Source organism: Streptomyces ureilyticus, from assembly GCF_011045025.1.
GTDB lineage: Bacteria > Actinomycetota > Actinomycetes > Streptomycetales > Streptomycetaceae > Streptomyces > Streptomyces ureilyticus.
Map to the genome: position 1 here is coordinate 58,255 of NZ_JAAKZX010000020.1, position 23,012 is coordinate 81,266.

21 protein-coding genes are annotated in these 23,012 nt (G+C 69.5%); 11 read left to right on the plus strand and 10 right to left on the minus strand.

All coding sequences use genetic code 11. The features are described from left to right. The 5 genes from G6048_RS09435 to G6048_RS09455 all read left to right on the plus strand — a co-directional run bounded on the left by G6048_RS09435 (nucleotide 1) and on the right by G6048_RS09455 (nucleotide 5,475). Nucleotides 1–1,026 (plus strand): 6-phosphofructokinase, encoded by a 1,026-nt coding sequence (locus G6048_RS09435; RefSeq protein ID WP_165339012.1) that lies wholly within the window; start codon nucleotides 1–3, stop codon nucleotides 1,024–1,026. A 105-nt stretch (nucleotides 1,027–1,131) separates the two neighbouring features. After that, complete coding sequence (locus G6048_RS09440) at nucleotides 1,132–2,085, plus strand: cytochrome c oxidase assembly protein (protein ID WP_165339013.1); 954 nt, start codon at nucleotides 1,132–1,134, stop codon at nucleotides 2,083–2,085. 146 nt (nucleotides 2,086–2,231) lie between these two features. Then, nucleotides 2,232–3,371 (plus strand): DUF6777 domain-containing protein, encoded by a 1,140-nt coding sequence (locus G6048_RS09445; RefSeq protein ID WP_235989556.1) that lies wholly within the window; start codon nucleotides 2,232–2,234, stop codon nucleotides 3,369–3,371. Nucleotides 3,372–3,428: 57 nt separating this feature from the next. After that, nucleotides 3,429–5,303, plus strand: coding sequence for a serine/threonine-protein kinase (locus G6048_RS09450; protein ID WP_165339014.1), 1,875 nt, complete (start codon nucleotides 3,429–3,431; stop codon nucleotides 5,301–5,303). 13 nt (nucleotides 5,304–5,316) lie between these two features. Continuing rightward, nucleotides 5,317–5,475, plus strand: coding sequence for a hypothetical protein (locus G6048_RS09455; RefSeq protein ID WP_165264169.1), 159 nt, complete (start codon nucleotides 5,317–5,319; stop codon nucleotides 5,473–5,475). A gap of 55 nt (nucleotides 5,476–5,530) precedes the next feature. Here the strand turns inward: G6048_RS09455 and G6048_RS09460 are convergent, their stop codons facing one another. Genes G6048_RS09460 through G6048_RS09475 form a run of 4 tightly spaced genes read right to left on the minus strand, consistent with a single transcriptional unit; the run spans nucleotide 5,531 to nucleotide 9,664 of the window. Further along, nucleotides 5,531–6,745 (minus strand): sensor histidine kinase, encoded by a 1,215-nt coding sequence (locus G6048_RS09460; protein ID WP_165339015.1) that lies wholly within the window; start codon nucleotides 6,743–6,745, stop codon nucleotides 5,531–5,533. A 16-nt stretch (nucleotides 6,746–6,761) separates the two neighbouring features. Further along, entirely contained in the window at nucleotides 6,762–8,504 is a 1,743-nt protein-coding gene (locus G6048_RS09465) for a sodium/solute symporter (RefSeq protein WP_165339016.1), read from the minus strand. Nucleotides 8,505–8,542: 38 nt separating this feature from the next. Beyond that, nucleotides 8,543–8,899: a hypothetical protein gene (locus tag G6048_RS09470; RefSeq protein ID WP_165339017.1), complete on the minus strand. Its 357-nt coding sequence runs from the start codon at nucleotides 8,897–8,899 to the stop codon at nucleotides 8,543–8,545. A gap of 9 nt (nucleotides 8,900–8,908) precedes the next feature. Then, on the minus strand, nucleotides 8,909–9,664 hold the full coding sequence (locus G6048_RS09475; protein WP_165339018.1) for a LytR/AlgR family response regulator transcription factor: 756 nt from the start codon (nucleotides 9,662–9,664) through the stop codon (nucleotides 8,909–8,911). A gap of 113 nt (nucleotides 9,665–9,777) precedes the next feature. Here G6048_RS09475 and G6048_RS09480 point away from each other — a divergent pair, with 113 nt between their 5' ends. The 5 genes from G6048_RS09480 (at nucleotide 9,778) to G6048_RS09500 (ending at nucleotide 14,293) form a co-directional block, all read left to right on the plus strand. Then, the gene (locus tag G6048_RS09480; protein WP_165339019.1) at nucleotides 9,778–10,272 is read left to right on the plus strand and encodes an Lrp/AsnC family transcriptional regulator; all 495 of its coding nucleotides are present in this window, start codon (nucleotides 9,778–9,780) and stop codon (nucleotides 10,270–10,272) included. Between the two features lie 163 nt (nucleotides 10,273–10,435). Then, complete coding sequence (gene ddaH / locus G6048_RS09485) at nucleotides 10,436–11,266, plus strand: dimethylargininase (protein WP_165339020.1); 831 nt, start codon at nucleotides 10,436–10,438, stop codon at nucleotides 11,264–11,266. Further along, nucleotides 11,263–12,489 (plus strand): ornithine--oxo-acid transaminase, encoded by a 1,227-nt coding sequence (gene rocD / locus G6048_RS09490; RefSeq protein WP_165339021.1) that lies wholly within the window; start codon nucleotides 11,263–11,265, stop codon nucleotides 12,487–12,489. The genes ddaH and rocD overlap by 4 nt, the downstream gene beginning before the upstream one ends. A 130-nt stretch (nucleotides 12,490–12,619) precedes the next feature. Then, complete coding sequence (locus G6048_RS09495) at nucleotides 12,620–13,444, plus strand: SAM-dependent methyltransferase (RefSeq protein ID WP_165339022.1); 825 nt, start codon at nucleotides 12,620–12,622, stop codon at nucleotides 13,442–13,444. Nucleotides 13,445–13,564: 120 nt separating this feature from the next. After that, nucleotides 13,565–14,293 carry a lysophospholipid acyltransferase family protein gene (locus G6048_RS09500; RefSeq protein WP_165339023.1) on the plus strand — a complete coding sequence of 243 codons (729 nt, stop codon included), beginning with the start codon at nucleotides 13,565–13,567 and terminating at the stop codon, nucleotides 14,291–14,293. Between the two features lie 57 nt (nucleotides 14,294–14,350). On the opposite strand, the gene G6048_RS09505 is transcribed toward G6048_RS09500, so the two are convergent. After that, nucleotides 14,351–15,940: an alpha/beta hydrolase gene (locus G6048_RS09505; protein WP_165339032.1), complete on the minus strand. Its 1,590-nt coding sequence runs from the start codon at nucleotides 15,938–15,940 to the stop codon at nucleotides 14,351–14,353. A 297-nt stretch (nucleotides 15,941–16,237) separates the two neighbouring features. Then, a complete protein-coding gene (locus tag G6048_RS09510) occupies nucleotides 16,238–17,893 on the minus strand; it encodes an IS1182 family transposase (protein WP_165339033.1) in 1,656 nt (551 codons plus the stop codon). Nucleotides 17,894–18,075: 182 nt separating this feature from the next. Here G6048_RS09510 and G6048_RS09515 point away from each other — a divergent pair, with 182 nt between their 5' ends. After that, nucleotides 18,076–19,311 carry a serine hydrolase domain-containing protein gene (locus G6048_RS09515; protein WP_235989557.1) on the plus strand — a complete coding sequence of 412 codons (1,236 nt, stop codon included), beginning with the start codon at nucleotides 18,076–18,078 and terminating at the stop codon, nucleotides 19,309–19,311. A gap of 60 nt (nucleotides 19,312–19,371) precedes the next feature. Here G6048_RS09515 and G6048_RS09520 read toward each other — a convergent pair whose 3' ends face one another. The 4 genes from G6048_RS09520 to G6048_RS09535 form a co-directional block, all read right to left on the minus strand. After that, on the minus strand, nucleotides 19,372–20,601 hold the full coding sequence (locus G6048_RS09520) for an RNA-guided endonuclease InsQ/TnpB family protein (RefSeq protein ID WP_165339024.1): 1,230 nt from the start codon (nucleotides 20,599–20,601) through the stop codon (nucleotides 19,372–19,374). 448 nt (nucleotides 20,602–21,049) lie between these two features. Then, complete coding sequence (locus tag G6048_RS09525) at nucleotides 21,050–21,814, minus strand: urease accessory protein UreD (RefSeq protein WP_165339025.1); 765 nt, start codon at nucleotides 21,812–21,814, stop codon at nucleotides 21,050–21,052. 164 nt (nucleotides 21,815–21,978) lie between these two features. Continuing rightward, nucleotides 21,979–22,659, minus strand: a complete 681-nt coding sequence (gene ureG / locus G6048_RS09530) for an urease accessory protein UreG (RefSeq protein ID WP_165339026.1) — start codon at nucleotides 22,657–22,659, stop codon at nucleotides 21,979–21,981. A 71-nt stretch (nucleotides 22,660–22,730) separates the two neighbouring features. Next, the coding region (locus G6048_RS09535) for an urease accessory UreF family protein (protein WP_328825719.1) at nucleotides 22,731–23,012 on the minus strand (282 nt) is incomplete at its 5' end.

Here is a 23,012-nt window from a genome sequence, read left to right on the forward strand (position 1 = left end):
ATGCGCATTGGTGTCCTCACGTCCGGCGGCGACTGCCCCGGCCTGAACGCCGTCATCCGGTCCGTCGTACACCGCGCCGTCGTCGACCACGGCGACGAGGTCATCGGCTTCCGGGACGGCTGGAAAGGCCTTCTGGAGTGCGACTACCTCAAGCTCGACCTCGACGCGGTGAGCGGAATCCTGGCTCGCGGCGGCACCATCCTCGGCTCCTCCCGCGTACGACCCGAGCACCTCAGGGACGGCGTGGAGCGGGCCAAGGGGCATGTCGAGGAGCTCGGACTCGACGCGATCATCCCGATCGGCGGTGAGGGCACGCTCAAGGCGGCCCGTCTCCTGTCGGACGGCGGCCTGCCGATCGTCGGCGTGCCGAAGACCATCGACAACGACATCGCGGTGACGGACGTCACCTTCGGCTTCGACACCGCCGTGGGCGTGGCAACCGAGGCCCTCGACCGCCTCAAGACCACCGCCGAGTCCCATCAGCGCGTGCTGATCGTGGAGGTCATGGGCCGCCACACCGGCTGGATCGCGCTGCACTCGGGCATGGCGGCCGGCGCGCACGCGATCGTCGTGCCGGAACGCCCCTTCGACATCGAGGAGTTGACCGCCAAGGTCGGCGAGCGCTTCTCGGCGGGCAAGAAGTTCGCCATCGTCGTGGCCGCGGAGGGCGCGAAGCCTCGCCAGGGCACGATGGAGTTCGACGAGGGCGGCAAGGACGTCTACGGGCACGAGCGGTTCGCGGGCATCGCCCGCCAGCTCTCGCTGGAGCTGGAGCACCGCCTCGGCAAGGAGGCCCGTCCGGTGATCCTCGGGCACGTGCAGCGCGGCGGCACCCCGACCGCGTACGACCGGGTCCTCGCGACCCGGTTCGGCTGGCACGCGGTCGAGGCGGTGCACCGGGGTGAGTTCGGCCGGATGACGGCGCTGCGCGGCACCGAGATCGCGATGGTGTCGCTCGCGGAGGCGGTCGAGACGCTGAAGACGGTGCCGGACGAGCGGTACGCCGAGGCGGAGTGCGTCCTCTGATACGTACGTAACTGGCGCTGCCCCCGGTCGCGACCGCGGCTGGGGGCAGTTCTAGTCTGGGTGCGGACAGACAGCGCACAACCAGTACGAATCAGGAGCCGGCGGATGGATCACAGCGGGCACGGCACGACCATGGATCTGCCGCCGTTCACGCTGGGACGAGGTCTTGAGTGGTCCGCGGACCCGTTCTTCCTGGTCGCCTGCCTCGTGGGGCTCGCCCTGTACGGGTGGGGCGTCGTGCGGCTGATGCGGCGTGGTGACAAGTGGCCGGTCGGGCGGACCGTGGCGTTCGTCGTGGGCGTGCTGAGCGTTCTGCTCGTGATGTGTACCGGACTCAATGACTACGGCATGGTCATGTTCAGCGTGCACATGGTGCAGCACATGGTGATCAGTATGCTGTCGCCGATCCTGATCCTGCTCGGCGCGCCGATCACGCTGGCGCTGCGTGCCCTGCCGGTGGCCTCCCGCCGGGGCCACAAGGGGCCGCGTGAGCTGCTGCTGGCCCTGCTGCACAGCTGGTTCATGCGGCTGATCTCGCACCCGGCGTTCACGATCCCGCTGTTCATCGCGAGCCTGTACGCGCTGTACTTCACCCCCATCTTCGACTTCCTGATGGGTTCGAAGACGGGCCACACCGTGATGATGTGCCACTTCCTCGCCGTCGGCCTCGCCTTCTTCTGGCCGATCATGGGCGTTGATCCCGGTCCGCACCGGCCCGGCTATCTGATGCGGATGCTGGAGCTGTTCGCGGGCATGCCGTTCCACGCGTTCTTCGGCATCGCGCTGATGATGGCGTCCGAGCCGATGGTCGAGACGTACAAGAACCCTCCCGCGTCGCTCGGCATCGACGCGCTCTCGGACCAGAACGCGGCGGGCGGCATCGCCTGGGCGTTCAGCGAGATCCCGTCCGTACTCGTGCTGCTCGCGCTGCTCTTCCAGTGGTACCGCTCCGAACAGCGGCAGGCCCGGCGCATGGACCGGGCCGCGGATCGCGACGGAGACAAGGAGCTGGAGGCGTACAACGCCTACCTGGCCTCGTTGAACGCGCGCACCCGCTGAGATATCTGTGGCCACTCTCGGCACTTCCCGTACTTAATGCCTCTTCCAATTAACCTTGACTGAAAGGCTTTTCTATTCAGTAGCATGGCGCGCAAGCCCTGCTTCCGCTCTGCGGGGTGACGGGGGAACCGCCGGGGGGAGCGGTAATGACATTTCGCGCGCCCATGTACAAGGGCATTCAATCTTCGGTCCGCAGGACCGCATTTCTGCTGGTCACTTTACTGATCCTCAGCGGCTGTACTCAGGCCGACCGCCTCATCGTCGTGAAGGCCGTCGCGGCCGGAGTTCCGGCTCTCGATCCTTTCTTCGACGAGAAGAGCGGGCTCGGTGCGGACGCCGAGATACGTGGGGAGCGGCCTGGCGGCGGCTTGCAGCAGGGCAACAAGCCGGGGCTGTACGGCGGTTCGAGCAAGCCGGGCACCTGTGACGTCGACCAGCTCAAGGAATTCCTCATCGATCCCGAGAACCGCCGGAAGGCGCAAGAATGGGCACGAGTTGCCGGAATTTCTCCGGATGCGATCGATGAGTACGTCGATCGACTCACACCGGTTCTCCTGCGTCACGACACTCTCGTGCGGAACCATGACTACAAGAAGGGCAGGGCGGTTGCCTACGACGCCTTGCTGGAGGCGGGAATCGCGGTTCTCGTGAACGATCAGGGATTGCCGGTCGTGAAGTGCTCCTGCGGTAATCCACTGCGCGCATTCGAGGGGGACACCGGAAAGATCTCGGTGCGCTTCGAGGACGGCAACAAGAAGTGGCCAAGTTTCCGCGAGGACTCCGTGGTGTCGGTCGAACCGTCGCCCACGAAGCTCGACCGGCTCGCGCTCGTGGATGTGGCCGACACGGACAAGGGCATCGAACGGCCCGTCGGCACCGACGGCTCGGAGGACCGGACGTTCGACGCACGACGCGACGGCGAGGCCACGGGAGAGCCGGGCACCTCTGGGGAGCCGGGTTCCACCTCGCCCACCGAGACGTCGACCGACACTCCGGTACCGACAGATCCGACCGATCCGACGGAACCCAGCGATCCGACGGAGCCCGATCCCACGGAGCCTGATCCGACGACGCCCGACCCGACGCAGACCTCGACGCCGCCCACCGACACCCCTCCCCCACCGACGCCGACCGACACGGAGCCCGTAGGGGCCTTGCCCCCGCCGTCGACGGACAGCGCGACTCCGCCGAGCGACGATCCGCCCGTACGAGCTCATCACCGCCGACGAGCGAGCCGGTCACCGGCGAACCCGTCACGAGCGCCCCGGCGACCGACGTCCCCGTGAGCGGCGAGCCCGCCGCGAGCGCGGTCTGACCGACGACAGCACCCAGGGAGGGACCGGATGGCACCAGGGACACCGCAGTCGGGAGTGGGCCGGGTCATCGCGGGCCGGTATCTGCTGCTGCACCGGCTCGGCACCGGTGGCATGGGACACGTATGGCTGGCCCATGACCAGCAGCTCGCCTGTGAGGTCGCGCTCAAGGAGATCGTGTTCCGCGATCCTGCCGAGGCCGGCCGGCAGCGCGCGGCCCGGGTCGCCCGGGCCCGCGCGGAGGCCCGGAACGCGGCGGGGCTGCGCGGGCATCCGCATGTGGTGACCGTGCACGACGTACTGGAACACGAGGGCCTGCCGTGGATCGTGATGGAGTACGTCGCGGGCGCCCTCGACCTGCGCGACCTGGTCACGCAGCGGGGCCCGGCGGCGCCCGCCGAGTGCGCCCGGATCGGCCTCGCCGTGCTGGACGCGCTGACCGCGGGGCACGAGCGGGGAGTCATGCACCGCGATGTGAAGCCCGCGAACATCTTGCTGGCGCCGGACCGCTCGGGTTCGCCGTACGCACGTGTCCTGCTCACCGACTACGGGATCTCCGTGCAGCCGGACTCCGCGGAGCCGCGCTGGACGATGACGTCCATGCTCGTGGGCACGGCCGGGTATCTGGCGCCCGAGCGGGCCCAGGGCGGGCCGCCCACCGCGGCCGCCGACCTGTTCTCGTTGGGCTGCACGCTCTACTACGCGGTCGAGGGGTGCGGCCCCTTCGACCGCGATACGGACCTGGCCGCGCTCACCGCGGTCGTCCTGGAGGAGCCCCGGCCGCCAGAGCGCGCGGGCGCGCTGGAACCGATCCTGGCGGCCCTGCTCACCAAGGACCCGGTCCACCGCGCCACGGCCGAGGAGACGCAGGCCGCGCTGTCCGCGATCGTCATGCCGCAGTCCCCACAACGCACCCACGGCGATCCGGGGTCGCAGCCGCAGTGGGCGCACGCCGAGACGGAGGCATCGGCAGTGCCGGCGCCTGTGCCCGGCCCCGGGTTCGGGCCACCCATGTCACCGCAGTCACCCGTCCCGCCCATGTCACCGACGTCCGGCCCGACTTACGGACCGCCGCCCGGCAGCCGGCGTCGCAAGCGCTCGAACGTCCTGCAGTCCGTGATCGCGGGCCTCCTCGGTGTGGGCCTGTCGCTCGGCGGGGTCTGGTACGCGGTGGGGCGGCAGGCGGGCGAGGGCGGCAGTGCGCAGCCGTACGGCGGGACGATCGGGCTCGCCGAGCGGCTCAAGGACGGCGACTGTGTCATCGCCGACTGGCCCGAGAGGCGTTTCGAGGGCACGCCACGGCTGAAGCTCGAGGACTGTCTCAAAGGGTCCCCGGACGGCCAGGTCATGGCGGTAGTCGAGGCCGGATCCGTCGAAGAGGCACGCACGGAAGGGCCCGCCCGGTGCGAGGGGCGGACCGAAGAGACCCGTAGGAAGCTCGCGGACGTACGCGGCTACGCCGTGCTGCCCACCGAGGCGGGCTTCGAGGCCGCCGGCCGGCGCACCGTCTGTCTGCTGCTGGGGGCGAACGGTGGGGTGTACGGGCCGCTCGGGGACCACCGGGAGACGGGGCTGACGTTCATCGATACGGCCAATATGCAGAAGCAGGACTGCCTGGACGTACGGTCCGACCGGGACGCCCGGCTGGCCTCCTGCGACGAGCCGCACGACCAGCGGGTGCTCGGCTTCACCCGGCTGGGCCCGGACACCACGCTCGAAGACGCGAAGCGGGAGTCCGTGGAGGCCTGCGCGGCGGATGTGCCGCCGATCCAGTACGGCTACCACCCCAGCCGTTACGAATCGGCGGCCTGGGCCGGGGAGAGCGGCTGGAAAACAGGCACCCATTTCGTCGTATGCACTGTGAAAAGGCAGGACGGGGGCACCATGGAGAGGGACGAACCATAAGGAGGGTGTTGCGATGCCCGGTTCTACGAAGACCATGGGGGTGCTCACCGTCGGCGGCCTGGTCATGGTCACGGCCTACACGGTGGCGCTCGGCAGCAATGGCTGGCTGTGGTTCGGCTGGGTGGTACTCGGCCTGATCACGCTGGCGATGGTGGCCTCACGCAGCACCTGATGCCCTCCGCGCGTCCTCCCCTGACACCGGTCCAGAGCCGGTCCGGGGGAGGCTTTCATTCGCGGGAGAGCCGTCCCGCGGAGTGCACGCCGGGCTGGTATTTGGGCAGCCTGGCGGTGATTTTCATGCCGGCACCGAGTGCGGTCTCGATGACGAGGCCGTAGTCGTCTCCGTAGACCTGGCGCAGCCGGTCGTCGACGTTCGACAGGCCGATGCCGCCCGACGGGCTGACCTCGCCCGCCAGGATGCGGCGCAGCCAGGCGGGGTCCATGCCGGGGCCGTCGTCCTCGATGACGACGAGGGCCTCGGCTCCGGCGTCCTGTGCGGTGATGCTGATGTGGCTCTTGTCGACCTGCCCCGTACCGCCCTCAAGCCCGTGTTTCACGGCGTTCTCGACGAGGGGCTGCAGACACAGGAAGGGCAGCGTCACCGGGAGTACTTCGGGGGCGATCTGCAGGGTGACCGAGAGGCGGTCCCCGAAGCGGGCCCTGACCAGGGTCAAGTAGTGGTCGATGGCGTGGAGTTCGTCGGCGAGCGTGGTGAAGTCGCCGTGCCTGCGGAACGAGTAGCGGGTGAAGTCGGCGAATTCCAGCAGGAGTTCGCGGGCGCGCTCGGGGTCGGTGCGGACGAACGAGGCGATCACGGCGAGCGAGTTGAAGATGAAGTGCGGGGATATCTGGGCGCGCAGGGCCTTGATCTCGGCCTCGATCAGCCGCGTACGGGACTGGTCGAGGTCGGCGAGCTCCAGCTGGACCGAGACCCAGCGGGCGACCTCGCCTGTGGCCCTGACCAGTACGGCGGACTCGCGGGGTGCACAGGCGACGAGGGCGCCGTGTACGCGGTCGTCGACGGTGAGCGGGGCGACGACGGCCCAGCGCACCGGGCAGTCCGGTTCGACGCAGTCGAGGCGGAAGGCTTCGCCGCGGCCGTTCTCCAGCGGTCCGCTGAGTCGGTCCATGATCTGCGTCTTGTGGTGCTCGCCGACTCCTTCCCAGGCGAGGACGGTGTCCTGGTCGGTGAGGCAGAGGGCGTCGGTGCCCAGCAGGGTGCGCAGTCGTCTGGCCGACTTGCGGGCCGTTTCCTCGGTGAGGCCCGCCCGCAGCGGGGGTGCGGCGAGCGAGGCGGTGTGCAGGGTCTCGAAGGTGGCGTGCTCGACGGGGGTGCCGAGTCCACCGAGGCTCCGTGGGCGCGTGGTGCGCCGGCCGAGCCAGAAACCGGCCGCCAGCAGCGGGAGTACGGCCACCAGGAGCCCGGCCAGGAAACCGCTCATGTCTCCACCACCCGCCTCATGCGTCAACTTCCTTCGCGCTCACGGCCGTTCGCACCTGCCCGCCCGACACCTGCTCCGGCAGATGGAAGCGGGCGAGGATCGCGGCCGTGCCCGCCGGCACGAGGCCGGGCGTGGCCAGCGACACCAGCACCATGGTGAGGAAGCCCAGCGGCACGGACCACAGCGCGGGCCAGGCGAGGAGCGCGTGCAGCGGGCCCGTGCCCGGGAAGCCCGCCATGGTGGCCGCGACCGCGAGCAGCGCCGAGCCGCCGCCGACCAGCATCCCGGCCGCCGCGCCGGGCGGGGTGAGCCGCCGCCACCAGATGCCGAGGACGAGGAGCGGGCAGAACGACGACGCGGACACGGCGAAGGCGAGCCCCACGGCGTCCGCGACGGGCAGTCCGCCCACGACCACGCTGGCCATCAGCGGCACGATCATCGAGAGCACCGTGCCCAGCCGGAAGTGCCGTACGCCGCGTGCCGGGAGCACGTCCTGGGTGAGCACGCCCGCCACCGCCATGGTCAGCCCGGACGCCGTGGACAGGAACGCGGCGAAGGCACCGCCCGCCACCAGCGCGCCCAGCAGATCCCCGCCGAGTCCGCCGATCACCCGGTCGGGCAGCAGCAGTACGGCGGCGTCGGCGTCCCCGGTGAGGGTGAGCTCGGGTGCGTACAGGCGGCCCAGTGCGCCGTAGACCGGTGGCAGCAGGTAGAAGGCGCCTATCAGGCCGAGTACGACGACCGTGGTGCGGCGGGCGGCGACGCCGTTCGGGCTGGTGTAGAAGCGGACGACCACGTGCGGCAGTCCCATGGTGCCGAGGAAGGTGGCGAGGATCAGTCCGTACGTGGCGTACAGCGGGCGGTCCTCGCGGCCCTCGGCGAGCGAGGTGGACATGCCGCCGTTGCTGCCGCGGTCGGCGACGGGGACATGGTCGCCCTTGGTGAAGCCGAGCCGGGTGCCCTGTGCGATGCGGTGGACGCCCTCGGTGAGCCGCACCTTCTCGTCCTCGTACCGCTCGCCGTCCACGGTGCCCGTCGCCGTGACGTTCAGCGGTGCGGCGAGCTTCAGGTCGAGGCCGCTGTCGACGCGGACGACGCGGTGTTCGCGGAAGGCCGCCGGTTCGTCGAAGGCGTTCCGTGGCGATCCGTCGCCCTGCCAGGCGAGGACGAGGAACAGGGCGGGGACGAGCAGGGCGGTGAGTTTCAGCCAGTACTGGAAGGCCTGTACGAACGTGATGCTGCGCATGCCGCCGGCGGCGACGGTCGCGACCACGACGACGGCGACGATGATTCCGCCGAGGGACTTGGGGGCGCCGGTCAGCACGTTCAAGGTCAGTCCGGCGCCCTGGAGTTGGGGCAGAAGATAGAGCCAGCCGACTCCGACGACGAAGGCGCCGGCCAGCCGTCGCACCGACTGGGAGGCGAGCCGGGCCTCCGCGAAGTCGGGCAGCGTGTAGGCGCCGGAGCGGCGCAGCGGGGCGGCCACGAAGAGCAGCAGGACGAGATAGCCCGCCGTGTAGCCGACGGGGTACCACAGCATGTCGGGGCCCTGGACGAGGACGAGGCCCGCTATGCCGAGGAACGAGGCGGCGGACAGGTACTCGCCGCTGATGGCCGCCGCGTTCAGCCGGGGGCCGACGGTGCGCGAGGCGACGTAGAAGTCCGAGGTGGTCCGTGAGATGCGCAGGCCGAAGGCGCCGACGAAGACGGTCGCCACGACGACGAGGGCGACTGCGGGAACGGCGTAGTTCTCGTTCACGGCTCAGCGGTCCTCGTCCGGGTTCATGGGGCTACGGCTCAACGGTCCTCGACGAGGCGGACGAAGTCCCTCTCGTTGCGGTCGGCCCGGCGTACGTACCAGCGGGCGAGCAGCACCAGCGGCGGGTAGACGCAGAAGCCGAGGACGAGCCATTCGAGGTTCGTGCTGTCGTTCATGGAGGTGAACACCAGCGGCAGCGGTCCCACGAGCAGCACGAGTACGCCGAACACCGTGAGCGCGGCGCGCAGCTGGCTGCGGATGAGCGAGCGGACGTAGGTGTGGCCGAGAGTCGTCTGCTCGTCGATCTCGGTGCGGGGGCGGTAGCCGTTCAGCCGGCGGGTGCGGCGGGGCGGCCCCGTGACGACCACGCGGCGATCGGTCGGATCCTGTGCCACTGAAGCCCCCTAGCTCGCTGTCCGGCGCATCAGAAGTTCACGCAGCTCACGGGCGTGACGGCGGCTGACCTGCAGTTCGACGGGGCCGACCAGGACGCTCACGGTACCCGCGTCAAGCCGGAGCTCGCTGATGTGGCTGAGCGCCACGAGATGCCGCCGGTGGATGCGGACGAAACCACGCGAACGCCAGCGCTCCTCCAGGGTGGACAGCGGGATACGTAGCAGATGGCTGCCCTGCGCGGTGTGCAGTCGCGCGTAGTCGCCCTGGGCCTCGACATGCGTGATGTCCTCGACGGACACGAAACGGGTGACCCCGCCCAGCTCGACCGGAATCTGGTCCGGGTCGGGCTCGTGCACGGGGATCAGCGGAGCCGCCTCTTTCAGCTCGGCGGCCCGGCGGACGGCCTCGGCCAGCCGTTCCCGGCGTACCGGCTTCAGGATGTAGTCGACGGCCTTGAGGTCGAAGGCCTGCACCGCGAAGCCCTCGTGGGCGGTGACGAACACGACGAGCGGGGGTTTGGCGAGGCCCGCGAGCAGCCGTGCCATGTCCAGTCCGTCGAGCCCGGGCATCTGGATGTCGAGGAAGATCACGTCGATCGCGTCCTCGCCGTCGGGGCCGCACTCCAGGGCGCGGTTGATCCGGCGCAGCGCCTCGGTCGCGTCGCTCGCGCCCTCGACGCTCTTCACGCGTGGGTCGGCCTCCAGCAGATAGAGCAGCTCTTCGAGGGACGGCGGTTCGTCGTCGACGGCGAGGGCGCGCAGCATGAGGCTGGAGTCTAGGAGCAATCCGGACGTCTGCACACGGGCGAGACGGGGCTGTGACCTCTGGGCCTGCGGAGTCGTGGGGTGCGGCCGTCGCCGCTGGATACAGTGCGCGCATGAGCCCCAAGTCCGCGCCGTTCGACGAGCTCGACCGCAAGATCGTCACGGCCCTGATGGCGAACGCCCGCACCAGTTTCGCCGTGATCGGCGAGGCGGTCGGCCTGTCGGCCACCGCGGTCAAGCGCCGTGTCGACCGGATGCGCGAGACGGGTGTGGTCACCGGGTTCACGGCCACGGTGAAGCCCGACGCGCTCGGCTGGCGTACGGAGGCGTACGTGGAGGTGTACTGCGAGGGCGCGGCTCCGCCGCGGCGGCTGGCGGAGGTCGTGCGCAACCATCCGGAGATCACGGCCGCGATGACGGTGACCGGGGGCGCGGACGCGCTGCTGCATGTCCGGGCGCGGGACGTGGACCACTTCGAGGAAGTGCTCGAGCGGATCCGTACGGAGCCGTTCATCCGCAAGACGATCAGTTACATGGTGCTGTCGCATCTGCTCCCGGAGAGCCCGGAGGCGGGCGCGAGCCAGCCGGCCCCGGCCCCGGCGGAGTGAGCGGCTCAGGTCGCGCACCGATCATGCGCTGCATATCCTCAATACGCAGCGTTCCTGCGCCGACGCGCAATTGTCGATGCTTGTCGCCCGTATCCCCCGCTTCTTACCGTTGACTCACCGCCAGTCGTCACCTCGTCACCGTAGGAAGCGGAGGTACCCCTCTGTGCCCAGCAGCCGTGTGTCGCGCCCGAAGCACTTTCTGGTCTGCGAACCCAGACACTTCGCCGTGGAGTACACCATCAACCCATGGATGCATGAGGACACACAGGTAGATGTCGATCTGGCCCGCGGCCAGTGGGCGGAGCTGATCCGCGCCTACCGCGCCCACGGCCACACCGTCGACAGCGTCGAGCCGGTCGCCGGTCTCCCGGACATGGTCTTCGCGGCGAACTCCGCGCTGGTGGTGGAGGGCCGGGTCTTCGGCTCGCTGTTCCACGCGCCGCAGCGTCGGCCGGAGTCGACCGCGTACGAGACCTGGTTCAAGAACGCGGGCTTCGACGTCCAGCACCCCGAGTCGGTGTGCGAGGGAGAGGGCGATCTCGTCCCGGTGGGCCCCTACATCCTGGCCGGCACCGGCTTTCGTACGACGCCGGAGGCGCACCACGAGGTGCAGGAGTTCTTCGGCGTCCCGACGATCGGCCTGCAGCTGGTGGACCCGTACTTCTACCACATGGACACCGCGCTGTTCGTCCTCGACGACGGAGGCGACGGCGCCGAGGCGAACATCGCGTACTACCCCGAGGCATTCTCCCCGGGCAGCCGCGAGGTGCTCCAGCGACTGTTCCCGGACGCGGTGATCGCCACCCGCCAGGACGCGATGGCGTTCGGGCTCAACTCCGTTTCCGACGGCCGCCATGTCTTCATCGCGCCCCGAGCCGAGGCGCTCGCCGACCAGCTGACCCGCCACGGCTACGTTCCCGCCCCCGTCGACCTGTCGGAGCTCCACAAGGCCGGCGGCGGCATCAAGTGCTGCACTCAGGAGATCCGTTCATGACCGCTCCCGCGCGTACGCGTACCTCCGCCGACCTGATCCGCGCCGAGGAGCCCGTCCTCGCGCACAACTACCACCCGCTGCCCGTGGTCGTCGCGCGCGCCGAGGGCGCCTGGGTCGAGGACGTCGAGGGCCGCCGCTACCTCGACATGCTGGCCGGGTACTCGGCGCTCAACTTCGGCCACCGCCACCCGGCCCTGATCGAGGCCGCACATCGTCAGCTCGACCAGCTGACGCTCACCTCGCGCGCCTTCCACAACGACAAGCTCGCCCAATTCGCCGAGTCCCTGGCCGAGTTGACCGGCCAGGACATGGTGCTGCCGATGAACACGGGCGCCGAGGCCGTGGAGAGCGGCATCAAGGTCGCCCGCAAATGGGCGTACGAGGTGAAGGGCGTCCCCGCGGACCGGGCGACCATCGTGGTGGCCGACGGCAACTTCCACGGCCGTACGACCACCATCGTCAGCTTCTCCACCGACGAGTCGGCCCGCACGGGCTTCGGCCCGTTCACGCCCGGCTTCCGCATCGTCCCGTACAACGATCTCGCCGCGCTCGAGGCGGCGGTCGACGAGACGACGGCGGCCGTCCTGATCGAGCCGATCCAGGGCGAGGCGGGCGTGCTCATCCCGGACGACGGCTACCTCGCCGGCATACGCGAACTGACCCGGCGGGCCGGGTGCCTGTTCATCGCGGACGAGATCCAGTCGGGCCTCGGGCGTACGGGCCGGACACTGGCCGTCGAGCATGAGGCGGTCGTCCCGGACATGGTGCTGCTCGGCAAGGCGCTCGGCGGCGGCATCGTCCCCGTCTCCGCGGTCGTCGCGCGCCGCGAGGTGCTCGGGGTGCTGCGGCCCGGCGAGCACGGGTCGACGTTCGGCGGCAATCCGTTGGCCGCGGCGGTGGGCTCCGCGGTCGTCGAACTGCTCGGGACCGGTGAGTTCCAGCGCAGGGCCGCCGAGTTGGGCGTGACCCTGCGTGAAGGTCTGGCGGCCCTCGAGGGCAAGGGCGTACGCGGCTTCCGTGCGCGGGGGCTGTGGGCGGGCGTCGACGTCGATCCCGCCATCGGTACCGGCCGCGAGATCAGCGAACGGCTCATGCGCGAGGGAATTCTCGTCAAGGACACCCACGGCTCGACGATCCGGCTTGCACCGCCGCTGACCATCACCGACGGGGAACTCCGTTCGGCTCTCGGGACACTTGAGAAGGTTCTGACAGAAGGGGCCTGAGAGGAGAAAGAGCCCTTCGGACGTGAGGCCGGAACCAGGAACTGCTTTATCCTTTATGGTGATTGGTTCCGGCCAAGCGGGCTAGATTGTGCACTGTCCCAGTCAGTGATGAGCGAAAAGAGCCACAGGGATGTCCGAAATCTCGACACCAGACACCCAGGGCACCAGGCGGAATGCCAAGCTCAAGACCAATGTGTCGCACTCCGCGCGTATCTGGAACTACTGGCTGGGCGGCAGGGACAACTACCAGATCGATCAGCAGGTCGGCGATCAGATCCTGTCCTACGTGCCGGAAATCTCTCGCTCGGCTGTCGCGGACCGGCAGTTCCTGGCGCGCTCTGTGCGGTTTCTCGCCGGTGAGGCGGGAATCCGGCAGTTCCTGGACATCGGCACGGGCCTGCCGATCGCCGACAACACCCACGAGGTGGCCCAGCGCGTCGATCCCGGCTGCCGGGTCGTCTACGTGGACAACGACCCCATCGTGCTGAGTCACGCCCGCGCCCTGCTCACCAGCACGCCCGAGGGCGCCACCGACTACATCGACGCCGACGTCCACGCCCCCGAATCGATCCTCCAGGCCGCCGCCCGCACGCTGGACTTCAGCCGGCCCGTGGGGATCACGATGCTCGGCATCCTCAATTTCGTGATCGACACCGATGAGGCCCGCTCCATCGTGCGGCGACTCATGGACGCCGTGCCCTCCGGCAGCCACCTGGTCGTCTCCCATCCGACCACGGAGGTCGACGGCCTTGCGATGGCCCAGGCAGTCCACTACTGGAACACCCAGGGATCGGCGCCGATGACCCTGCGTACCCGCGAAGAAGTCCTGGGACTCTTCGAGGGACTGGAACTCCTCGAGCCGGGCGTCGTCTCCTGTCCGCGCTGGCGACCCGACTGCCCGCGGGAAGAGATCGTCGACGTGACGCATTTCTGCGGAGTTGCCCGCAAGCCATAGCGCACCCACGGTTAACACAGGCCCGCACCTGCACATACACTGGCGTCTCTCCCGCGTACCTATTGACCTGCTAGAACACGGCGGTTGAGCCGATCCGGCGGAGTGAGGAGCGACAACCCCATGTTCTATTACGTGCTCAAGTACGTGATCTTGGGACCCCTGCTGAGACTGGTCTTCCGTCCCAAGATCGAGGGGCTCGAGCACGTACCGGCGGAGGGCGCGGCCATTGTCGCCGGTAATCATCTGTCGTTCTCGGACCATTTCCTGATGCCCGCGATCCTCAAGCGGCGGATCACGTTCCTGGCGAAGGCGGAGTACTTCACGGGCCCCGGTATCAAGGGCCGGCTGACGGCGTACTTCTTCCGCAGCGCCGGGCAGATCCCGGTGGACCGCTCCGGCAAGGACGCAGGTCAGGCGGCCATCCGCGAAGGGCTCGGGGTGCTGAGCAAGGACGAGCTCCTCGGCATCTATCCGGAGGGCACGCGCTCCCACGACGGCCGCCTCTACAAGGGCAAGGTGGGCGTCGCGGTCATGGCCCTCAAGGCCCAGGTCCCCGTCATTCCCTGCGCGATGATCGGCACCTTCGAGGCCCAGCCGCCCGGAAAGAAGATCCCGAACATCCACCCCGTCGTGATCCGTTTCGGCAAGCCCCTCGACTTCTCCCGCTATGCCGGCATGGAGAACGAGAAGGCGATCCTGCGCGCCATCACCGACGAGATCATGTACGCCATCCTCAGCCTCTCCGAGCAGGAGTACGTCGACCGGTACGCGGCCGTCGTCAAGGCCGAGGAAGCCGAGCAGAAGGCGGCCGAGAAGGGCCGCAAGTTCCCGCGGCTGCCGCTGAGTTGAGCGTACGAGGAAGGGGGCGGCCGGAGTCCCGGCCGCCCCCTTCTCCTTTCGTACCGGCTACGGGGTGGGCGTGGCGTGCGGGGCGCACGTCACGTCGGCCGCGTCGACCTTGCCGGTGAGCAGGTAGGCGTCCACCCGCTCGTTGATGCACGGGTTGGCGAGCCCGGTGACGCCGTGCGAGCCCGCGTTCTTCTCGGTGATCAGACGGGAGCCCTTGAACCGCTTGTGCAGCTCGACGGCGCCCTCGTACGGAGTGGCGGCGTCCCGCGTGGCCTGCACGATCAGCACGGGCGGCAGGCCCTTGCCGGTCTTCACGTTCACCGGGGTCTGCTGCTTGGCCGGCCAGGTGGCGCAGGGCAGATTCAGCCAGGCGTTGGCCCACGTCATGAACGGGTACTTCTTGTGCAGCTCGGTGTTGTCGCGGTCCCACTTCTTCCAACTGGTGGGCCACTTGGCGTCGGTGCACTCGACGGCGGTGTAGACGGCGTTGCCGTTCTCCGAGGCGGCGTTGCCCGCGGTGTCCGACAGGTCCGGAGCGGCGGCGTCGACGAGCGCCTGGGTGTCACCGGCGACGTACTTGCTCCACACCTGCGCGGTGGGCGCCCACGAGGAGTCGTAATACGGAGCGCTCTGGAAGAAGCTGATGAGCTCGGCCGGACCGACGACCCCGCCGATCGGGTTCTTCTTGGCCGCGGCCCTCAACTTCAGCCACTGGGCCTGGACTTCGGCCCGCGTGTCGCCCAGGTGATAGGTCGCGTCGTTCTTCGCGACCCAGTCCTGCCAGTCCTTCCAGCGCATCTCGAAGGCGACGTCCTGGTCGAGGTTGGCCTGGTACCAGATCTTCTCGCGCGAGGGGTTCACGACGCTGTCGGCGACCATGCGGCGCACATGCGTCGGGAACATCGTGCCGTAGACGGCGGCGATGTACGTGCCGTACGAGACGCCGAGGAAGTTGAGCTTCTTCTCGCCGAGGGCGGCCCGGATGACGTCCAGGTCGCGCACGGTGTTGGGTGTCGTCATATGCGGCAGCATCTCGCCGCTGCGCTCCTTGCAGCCGGCCGCGTACTCGGCGGCGAGCTTGCGCTGGGCGCGCTTGTCGGCCTCGGAGTCCGGCACCGGGTCCATCTTGGGCGCCTTCACGAACTCCTGAGGATCGGCGCAGGAGATGGGCGCCGAGTGGCCGACACCGCGCGGGTCGAAGCCCACGAAGTCGTACGCCTTCGCCGTGTTCACCCAGAGAGGCGCCTTGGTGGTGACCCGGCGCGGGAAGCGCAGGCCCGAACCGCCGGGGCCGCCGGGGTTGTAGATGAGGGCGCCCTGGCGCTCCGCCTTGGTGCCCGTGTTGCCGATGCGGTCGACGGCGAGCTTGATCTGCTTGCCGTTCGGCTTCGCGTAGTCGAGCGGCACGGTGACCCAGCCGCACTGGATGGGCTTCTCAAGTCCCCAGTCAGCCGGGCAGTCCTGCCATGTGATGCCGGCCTTGGCGGCCCGTGCCGCCGCGATCGCCGTACCGCGCGCCTCGCGGTCCTGGCCGTGGCGGCTGTCCGCACTGGCCGACGGTGCCGCGACGGCTCCGGCTATCAGTGTCGCCGTGACGAACACTCCGGCCGAGCCGAGCGCTGCCGCCTTCTTCTTCGGCGGTCTCATACCCGTCAAGTGGGCCTCCCCGTACGTGTGATGGTCGGTACAGGGATCCTTGCGGCTGTGACCTCCCTGAGAACAGGGGTGACTTGGCTTCTTTGCCAATCCGATAACCGGTAACTATCTGTCCGTTGAGCGGAGATGTCCCGTCTCACTCGATCGAGTCGTTTTCGCAACGAACCGAGTCGTTCGGGTTTCTGTCTCAGCGACCTCAGGCGCTCTGTGCCAGGACGTTCGCGGCCCTCGTGCGGGGCGGCGACCCCTAGGGCCAATGCCGTGACTCTGTTGGTGATGTTGGTGGGGTCATGCGGCGGCGGTGCACAGAGCGCGGAAGTGACTTGATCGGCGGCGGGCTGTGGGTGCGGTGTTGACCCAGTCGGCTATGCGGGCGATGTTGCAGGCCAGCGCGGTGAGCACGTGCTGGACGTGGGTTTTCGCCAGGCCGCGGTAGCGGGAGCGGCGCAGGCCGTGAGCGCGGATGTTCTGCGAAAGGGTTGCTTCGATGCCGGCCCGGATCGCGTAGCGGCGCTGCCACTCTGCGGTGGTCTGCTCCAGCCGGTTGCGCATCTGGATCTCGTGGAGTTCGCGGGTGGGCAGCAGGGCGAGGGCTCTTGGCCGGGTGGCGGAGGTGGTGCACTGCGGGCGGACCGGGCAGGCCAGGCAGTCGGCCTTGGCGAACTTGACCTGGATGTAGTCGTGTCCGCTGATCCGCAGCGGTCTCCACTCCCGGCTGACCGCGCCCTGAGGACAGGTAGCCTGCCGGCGGTCCCAGTCGATGGGGAAGGCCGACTTGGCGAAGTCAGAACCGGCCCTGGCCTGGCGGCTGTTGTCGGCGACCACCGGGCCGAGCAGGGTGATGCCGTGGATCCGGTGGGCTCGCTCGATGTGTGCCGCAGTGACGTAGCCGCTGTCCACGACGTGCTCGCGCGGCAGCAGCTCACGCTCGGCGAGGTCGTCATGGATGATCGCGGTCATCTCGACGTCCTGCACGGTCGAGTGCGTCGTGGCCACGTGGACCACCAGCTCGGGGCGCTCTTCATCACAGGACTCGGTCAGATGGACGCGGTAGCCGCTCCAGGCAGTGTCCCGTTTGACGCAGTAGTGCACGTCCGTGTCGTAGGGCGAGTCGAACCGCAGCGAGGCGGGCGGCAGGGCGTGGCCGTCCCGCCAGCGCAGGCGTCCGCGCGCGTCCCAGTAGTAGTGGTGGACCCACACCTGGCGCAGGATCTCCACCTGCGGCAGCAGCCGCAGGTGAGGCGGGGCGCTGGCGGCCCAGGCGGCGGTGAGGATCGTCTGTCCGTCCCGGCCGGTCTGCTCGGCCCGTTCGGTCACCGCCGGCTTCCCGCCCGGCAGCTTGCCGATCTCCACCTTCCGCCCGTACCGCTTGCCCCACTCCGGCCCGATCAGCGGAGCCAGCCAGTCCGGGGCGGCCTCGGCCAGCTTCTCCAAAGCAGCCCGCAGCGTCTCCCCGACCAGCTCCAGACGGCTGAGGAAGCGCACCGCGGCCAGCACATGGGTGGCATCGGTACGCTGCCGACCCCCGGCCTTGAGTAACCCGGCCTCCACCAGGCGGTCCAGCATCGCCTCCAACAGCCGGTCACCGGCGCCGTCCTCGGCCAGCCGGGCCCGGAACTCGCACAGCACCGAGTAGTCGAACCCGGGATCGTCCAGCTCCAGACCCAGTGCGTACTTCCAGTCGATCCTGGTCCGCACCGCGTCCGCAGCCGCCCGGTCGGAGAGGTTCTCCGCGAACTGCAGCACCGACACCAGCGCCAGCTGCCCCGGCGACAACCCCGGCCTGCCGTCCGAGGGATACAGACCGGCGAACTCCTCATCCTCGAACAGCACGTCCAACCGGTCCCTGATCAGCATCGCCGGCGTGCCCCTCGGACACGCCGCCCGCGCAGTCCGCACCGTCCTGACCGGGATCCTCTGATGACTCTCCGGCCGCAGCGACATCGCGACCACCCCCACCGCCGACACCGCCCCGCTCCCACCAGACAAGCACCCACCAGCCCAGGTGTCAGCACCCCGCCAACATCACCAACAGAGTCACGGCATTGCCCCTAGGTCGTGTCCCCGACCCCTTTTCCGGGACATTCCCGATGGTGTGGGGATGGGGCATTTGGTCAGCTGTTCTCATGAGCCGTCAATGGTCCTCTCGTGGACTCCCCCTCGCCCTTGCCGTCGTAGCCGTCGCCCTGGGAACGCTCGCCGCCACCACCGGCGCACCGGCTGAGCCACCCCACCATGCTCCGCCCCGATTAGACCCGAATGCCCAGGCCGCGCACGCGAAGACGCAGGCCGTACTGAACGAGATCGTCGCGCAAGGCACCCCAGGCGTCATCGCCCGGGTACGAGACGCGCGCGGTGTGTGGGATGGCCGGGCCGGTGTCGGTGACCTGGTCGCCGAGCGTCCGAGGAGCACCAGCGAGAAGTTCCGTATCGCCAGCGTGACCAAGACCTTCACCGCCACCGTGCTGCTCGGGCTCGAAGCCGAGGGCAGGATTTCGCTGGACGACAGCGTGGAGGAATGGCTGCCCGGGGTGGTGCGCGGCAAGGGCTACCGGCCCGGGAACATCACCGTGCGGCACCTGCTCAACCACACGAGCGGCATCTTCGACTACAACATGGACAAGGGCTTCCGCACTCTGTACGCGGGGGACGAGTTCGACCGGAACCGCCTCACCAGGTGGTCCCCGGAAGAGCTGGTGGACATCGCGCTCGCCCACCCGCCCAACTTCCAGCCGGAGCAGGGCAGCAGGCCCGGCAGGCCAGGCAGGTGGGACTATTCCGACACCAACTACATCGTCGCTGGCATGGTCGTCGAGAAGGCCACCGGCGGCACCTACGCACAGGCGGTCGAGCGTCTTGTCATCCGGCCGCTCGGCCTGCGCGGCACGAGTGTGCCGGGCACTTCGCCCCAACTGCCCGCACCGCACGCGAGGCACTACTCCACGCTGTTCGAGGACGGGCCGGAGGCGAAAGTGCGCGACGTCACCGAGTTCAGCCCCACCGTCGCCTTCTCCGCCGGGCAGATGATCTCGACCGTCGGAGACGTGAACACTTTCCTGTCCAAGCTGCTGGCCGGTGAGTTGCTGCCGCGCGCCCAGCAGCGGCAGCTGCTCGACGCGGTCCACGTCGACGGGGACAAGGGACACGGCGGTCCACAGGACCGCTACGGCCTCGGCATACGGCACTTCAAGCTCAAGGAGGGCTGCTGGGCATGGGGCCACGGCGGCATGATCCCCGGCTCCGCGACCCGGACGCTCGCCTCGGCGGACGGCCGACGCGTCATGACCCTGAACCGCAACGGCGACTGGGGCGAGCAGCGACTGGAGGACGCGGCCGTCGAGACCGAGTTCTGCGAGCGCTGACAGCGCCTGTCCAACAGTGCAGTTGAATCCTCCCCTCCCTGAAGGGAGGGGATTCCTGGCTCAGGCCGCCTCCTGGAGCAGCGCTCCAGGAGGTCTTGTGCCCTCGGCACCAGCCGGGTTGAGACCAGCCCGGACAAGCATCACGCGTGCGGAGTTCTTGTCCCTCGGACGGGACACTCCGCATGCGGTGCAGGTGTAGGTGCGCTCACCCAGCGGCAGTGCGTGCTTGGCTCTCGCTCCGCACTGCGCGCAGTCCATCGTGGTGTGCGCGGGGTGGACCAGGCGGATGTCCCGCCCGTGCTTGCGGCCCATCTCGAGCAGAGCGGCCTTGGTGGCGCCGATGGCGGCGTCGGCGGCCTTGCGGGCCATGGTGCTCTTGGCCAGGAACTTCGGCTTGAAGTCCTCCACCGCGACGGCGTCGTGGTCGCAGACCACCTTCTTGGCCCACTTGCGGCCGGTGTCCTCCCGCTGCCTGGCGACCTTCTTGTACGCCTTCGCCCGCAGCTTCTTCGCCGCGCGGTACCCCTTCGACCCACTCTTGCCCTGCTTCGGCTTGCGACGGGCCATCATCCGGTCATACCGGGTCAGCTTCGTCTGGGCCTTCCTGCCGTGCTCGGCGTGCGGCAGGTCGTGCGCGTCGGAGGTGGTGGTCGCGGTCTCCTTCACACCCCAGTCGACACCGAGTACGCGGCTGGTCTTCGGCAGCGGCTGCACCTGGGCGGGCACGACGAACGAGCAGTACCAGTGCCCCAGGGCGTCCTGGTACACGCGCACCGAGGACGGCTCGGCCGGCAGTTCCCGCGACCACACCACCGTCAGGTCGATGCCGCCCGCCAGGTGCAGCCGGCCGTTCGTCAACCGGAACCCGCGCTTGGTGTAGTTCAGCGTGGGCAGTGCCTCGCGTTTGGTCTTCCACGTCGGCATCCCGGCCCGGCGCGCCATGGGCAGGCGCTCGCGGATGTCCTTGTGCGCCTTGGCGCGGGAGCGGCCGAAGTCGCGGATGATCTGCTGCTGGGGAACCGATGAGCCCTCCCGCAGCCACGGCGTGCGGGCGCGGGCGTCGGTCAGCATCTTGTCGAGCTGCGCCGGGCCGCACGTTTGCTTGTCGGTGCCCTCGGGACGGTTCTGGTTCCAGGCGTGGACCTGCTTCGACTTGGCCACGCACTCGTTCCACAGCCAGCGGCATCGGTCCCACTCCGCCGTCAGCAGCGTGCGGGCGGTGGAGGACACGCGCAGCCGGTAGGTGTAGCGGGCCTGCCCGGTCTCCGCAGCCGCCGTCGCCTGCGCCATCTCGCCCCCTCACGGTCCCTGGCCGGGACACGGTGCCGTCCCGGACCCTGCGACGGACCGTATGTGCGACGCCAGCACACACGCACCCCGATCCCACGGCCACCACCCCGACCAGCGATTACAGGAACGCGTGTTCGTGTCACTCTCGGCAAGGCCGGCAGCGGTACGGGCGCTCCGCGCCCTGAACCGGATGCGGCGACGTTCCGCGTCGCGACACCCGGATGCGATTCCTCCCCGGCGTGAACGCCGGGGCCTCCTCGCAAGAAACAGGTGAACCCACCTCTACGAGATGGCCCGGATCGACAGTCGTATCCCGGGTTACCTGACCCGCGACGACTGCCCGCGCTCCGCGGCCTCCCGTCTCACGCAATCCAGCGCAATCCAGACCATGCAGTTCAGCGCAGCAGCGGACGATCGACTTCATGGAGACCGGACAGGAGATGACGCTTTACGGACCGAGTATGCGCAGGGCTTCGTCGAGGGTGCGGCGCAGCCGCAGGGCGTCCGGGGCGAGTGCGGTCACGAGGACGCCGGGTCCTACGAGCGGGGTGAGAGCGGCGTACTCCCCCAGGAGCTGCGGGCTGGGCGGCGCCTCGGCGAATTCCGGGCGTACGACGATGAGTTGCCCCACCGCACGATGTCCCGCCAGCACCGCCGGGCCGTCCCAGCCGCCGGGAGCGCCGGGTCCGCAGGACAGTTCCTGGTCGAGTAGCGGGCGCCCGTCGAGACGGACGGTGAGACGGCTGGTGAGGCGGCCCGGCTCCTCGTGGGCCCGGCCGAGCACCTGTTCCTCACGGAGCGTCAGGCGGGCGCCCCGTGCGAGGTCGGCGCGGGTGGTGACGTACAGATCACTGCCGTTCGCGGAGATCAACTGCTCGGGCAGCCAGCGCAGTTCGGCGCCCTCGGCGACGGTGAGGCGCACGTCGTAGCGTGCCTCGCCCTTGGCCTGGCCCGGCAGGGCGATGGTGGCGGCGGCGGATCCGATGTGCAGTTCGGCGCCCTCGGCGGCGGTTGCCTCGATGGTGAAGTGGTCGCCGCCGAGGGGGCCGCTCATCGCCCCGACCAGCGTGACGCGTGCTTCGGAGCCGGTTGCCCGGGTGCGGCGCAGGGCGAGGGGGCCTTCGCCTTCCAGGGCGGGCAGGGCGGTGCCGCCGCGGCCGTCGGGGCGCGCGGTGATGCGGGCGGTGGCGCGGACTCCGGGTGCGCCGGCCACTTCGGCTGCCCTGGCCGCTCCGGCTGACCCGGCCGCTCGGGCTGCTTCGGGCGCTCCGGCTACTCCGGCTGACTCGGCCTCTCCGGCCGCCCGGGCCGACCCGGCTACTCCGGATACTCCGGATACTCCGGCTGCCTCAGCCGCTCCGGCCGAACGGGGCGTCGTCATGCCGTCCACGCCGCGAGTCGGCCGCGCACCCAGTCGGCGACCTCCCTGACCCCGGGCTCGGTCCTCAACGACTGGAAGACGACGGGCAGTTCGGCACGCTGGGTCTTGGCGTCAGCGGCCATCCGCCCGAGGTCGGAACCGACGTACGGAGCGAGGTCTGTCTTGTTCACCACCAGCAGATCGGCGGTGGTGACGCCGGGCCCGCCCTTGCGCGGGATGTCGTCACCACCGGCCACGTCGATCACGAAGATCTGCGCGTCGACGAGCCCCTTGGAGAAGGTCGCGGTGAGGTTGTCGCCGCCGGACTCGACGAGAATCAGGTCCAGCGGTCCGATCTCGTCCTCCAGATCCTCGACGGCTTCGAGGTTCGCGGAGATGTCGTCCCGGATCGCCGTGTGCGGGCATGCCCCCGTCTCGACGGCGGTGATCCGCTCGGGCGGCAACACGGCCTCACGGAGGAGGAATTCGGCGTCTTCGCGGGTGTAGATGTCGTTGGTGACGACGGCGAGGGAGAGTTCGTCGCGCAGGGCTTGGCAGAGCGCGGCGACGGTGGCGGTCTTGCCGGAGCCGACAGGGCCGCCAAGCCCGATACGGAGGGCCCGGCGGGTGCCGTCGGGGTGGTGCGCGTCGGCGCTTACGGCTCCGCCGTCGTGGAGGTGGGAGTGATCGAGGTGCATGCGGGTTGCTCCTGTGGCTTTCGTGTCAGTGGGTGGTTGTTTTGCGGGCGCCGAGTCCGCGCCGGGGGTGCCTACGACGCGAACAACCGAACCGGCCACGCGGCGTGCACCTCCGCACTGATCTCCAGCAGTGGCGCCGAAGCCGCAGGAAGGGCGTCGACGCCCGACTCCACGGCACGACGCGCCGCCTCGGCCGCCCGGTCCGCGACCCGGTCGAGGTCCGGGGTCAGCCGAGCCAACACCCCGGTGGCGTCGAAGGGGTCGAGACTGAGCAACCGCACCGTCGCCGAAGCCGCCCCACTGACACTCTCGTACGCGGAGCAGTACGCGGCATCCACCGCCCCCAGCCCCGC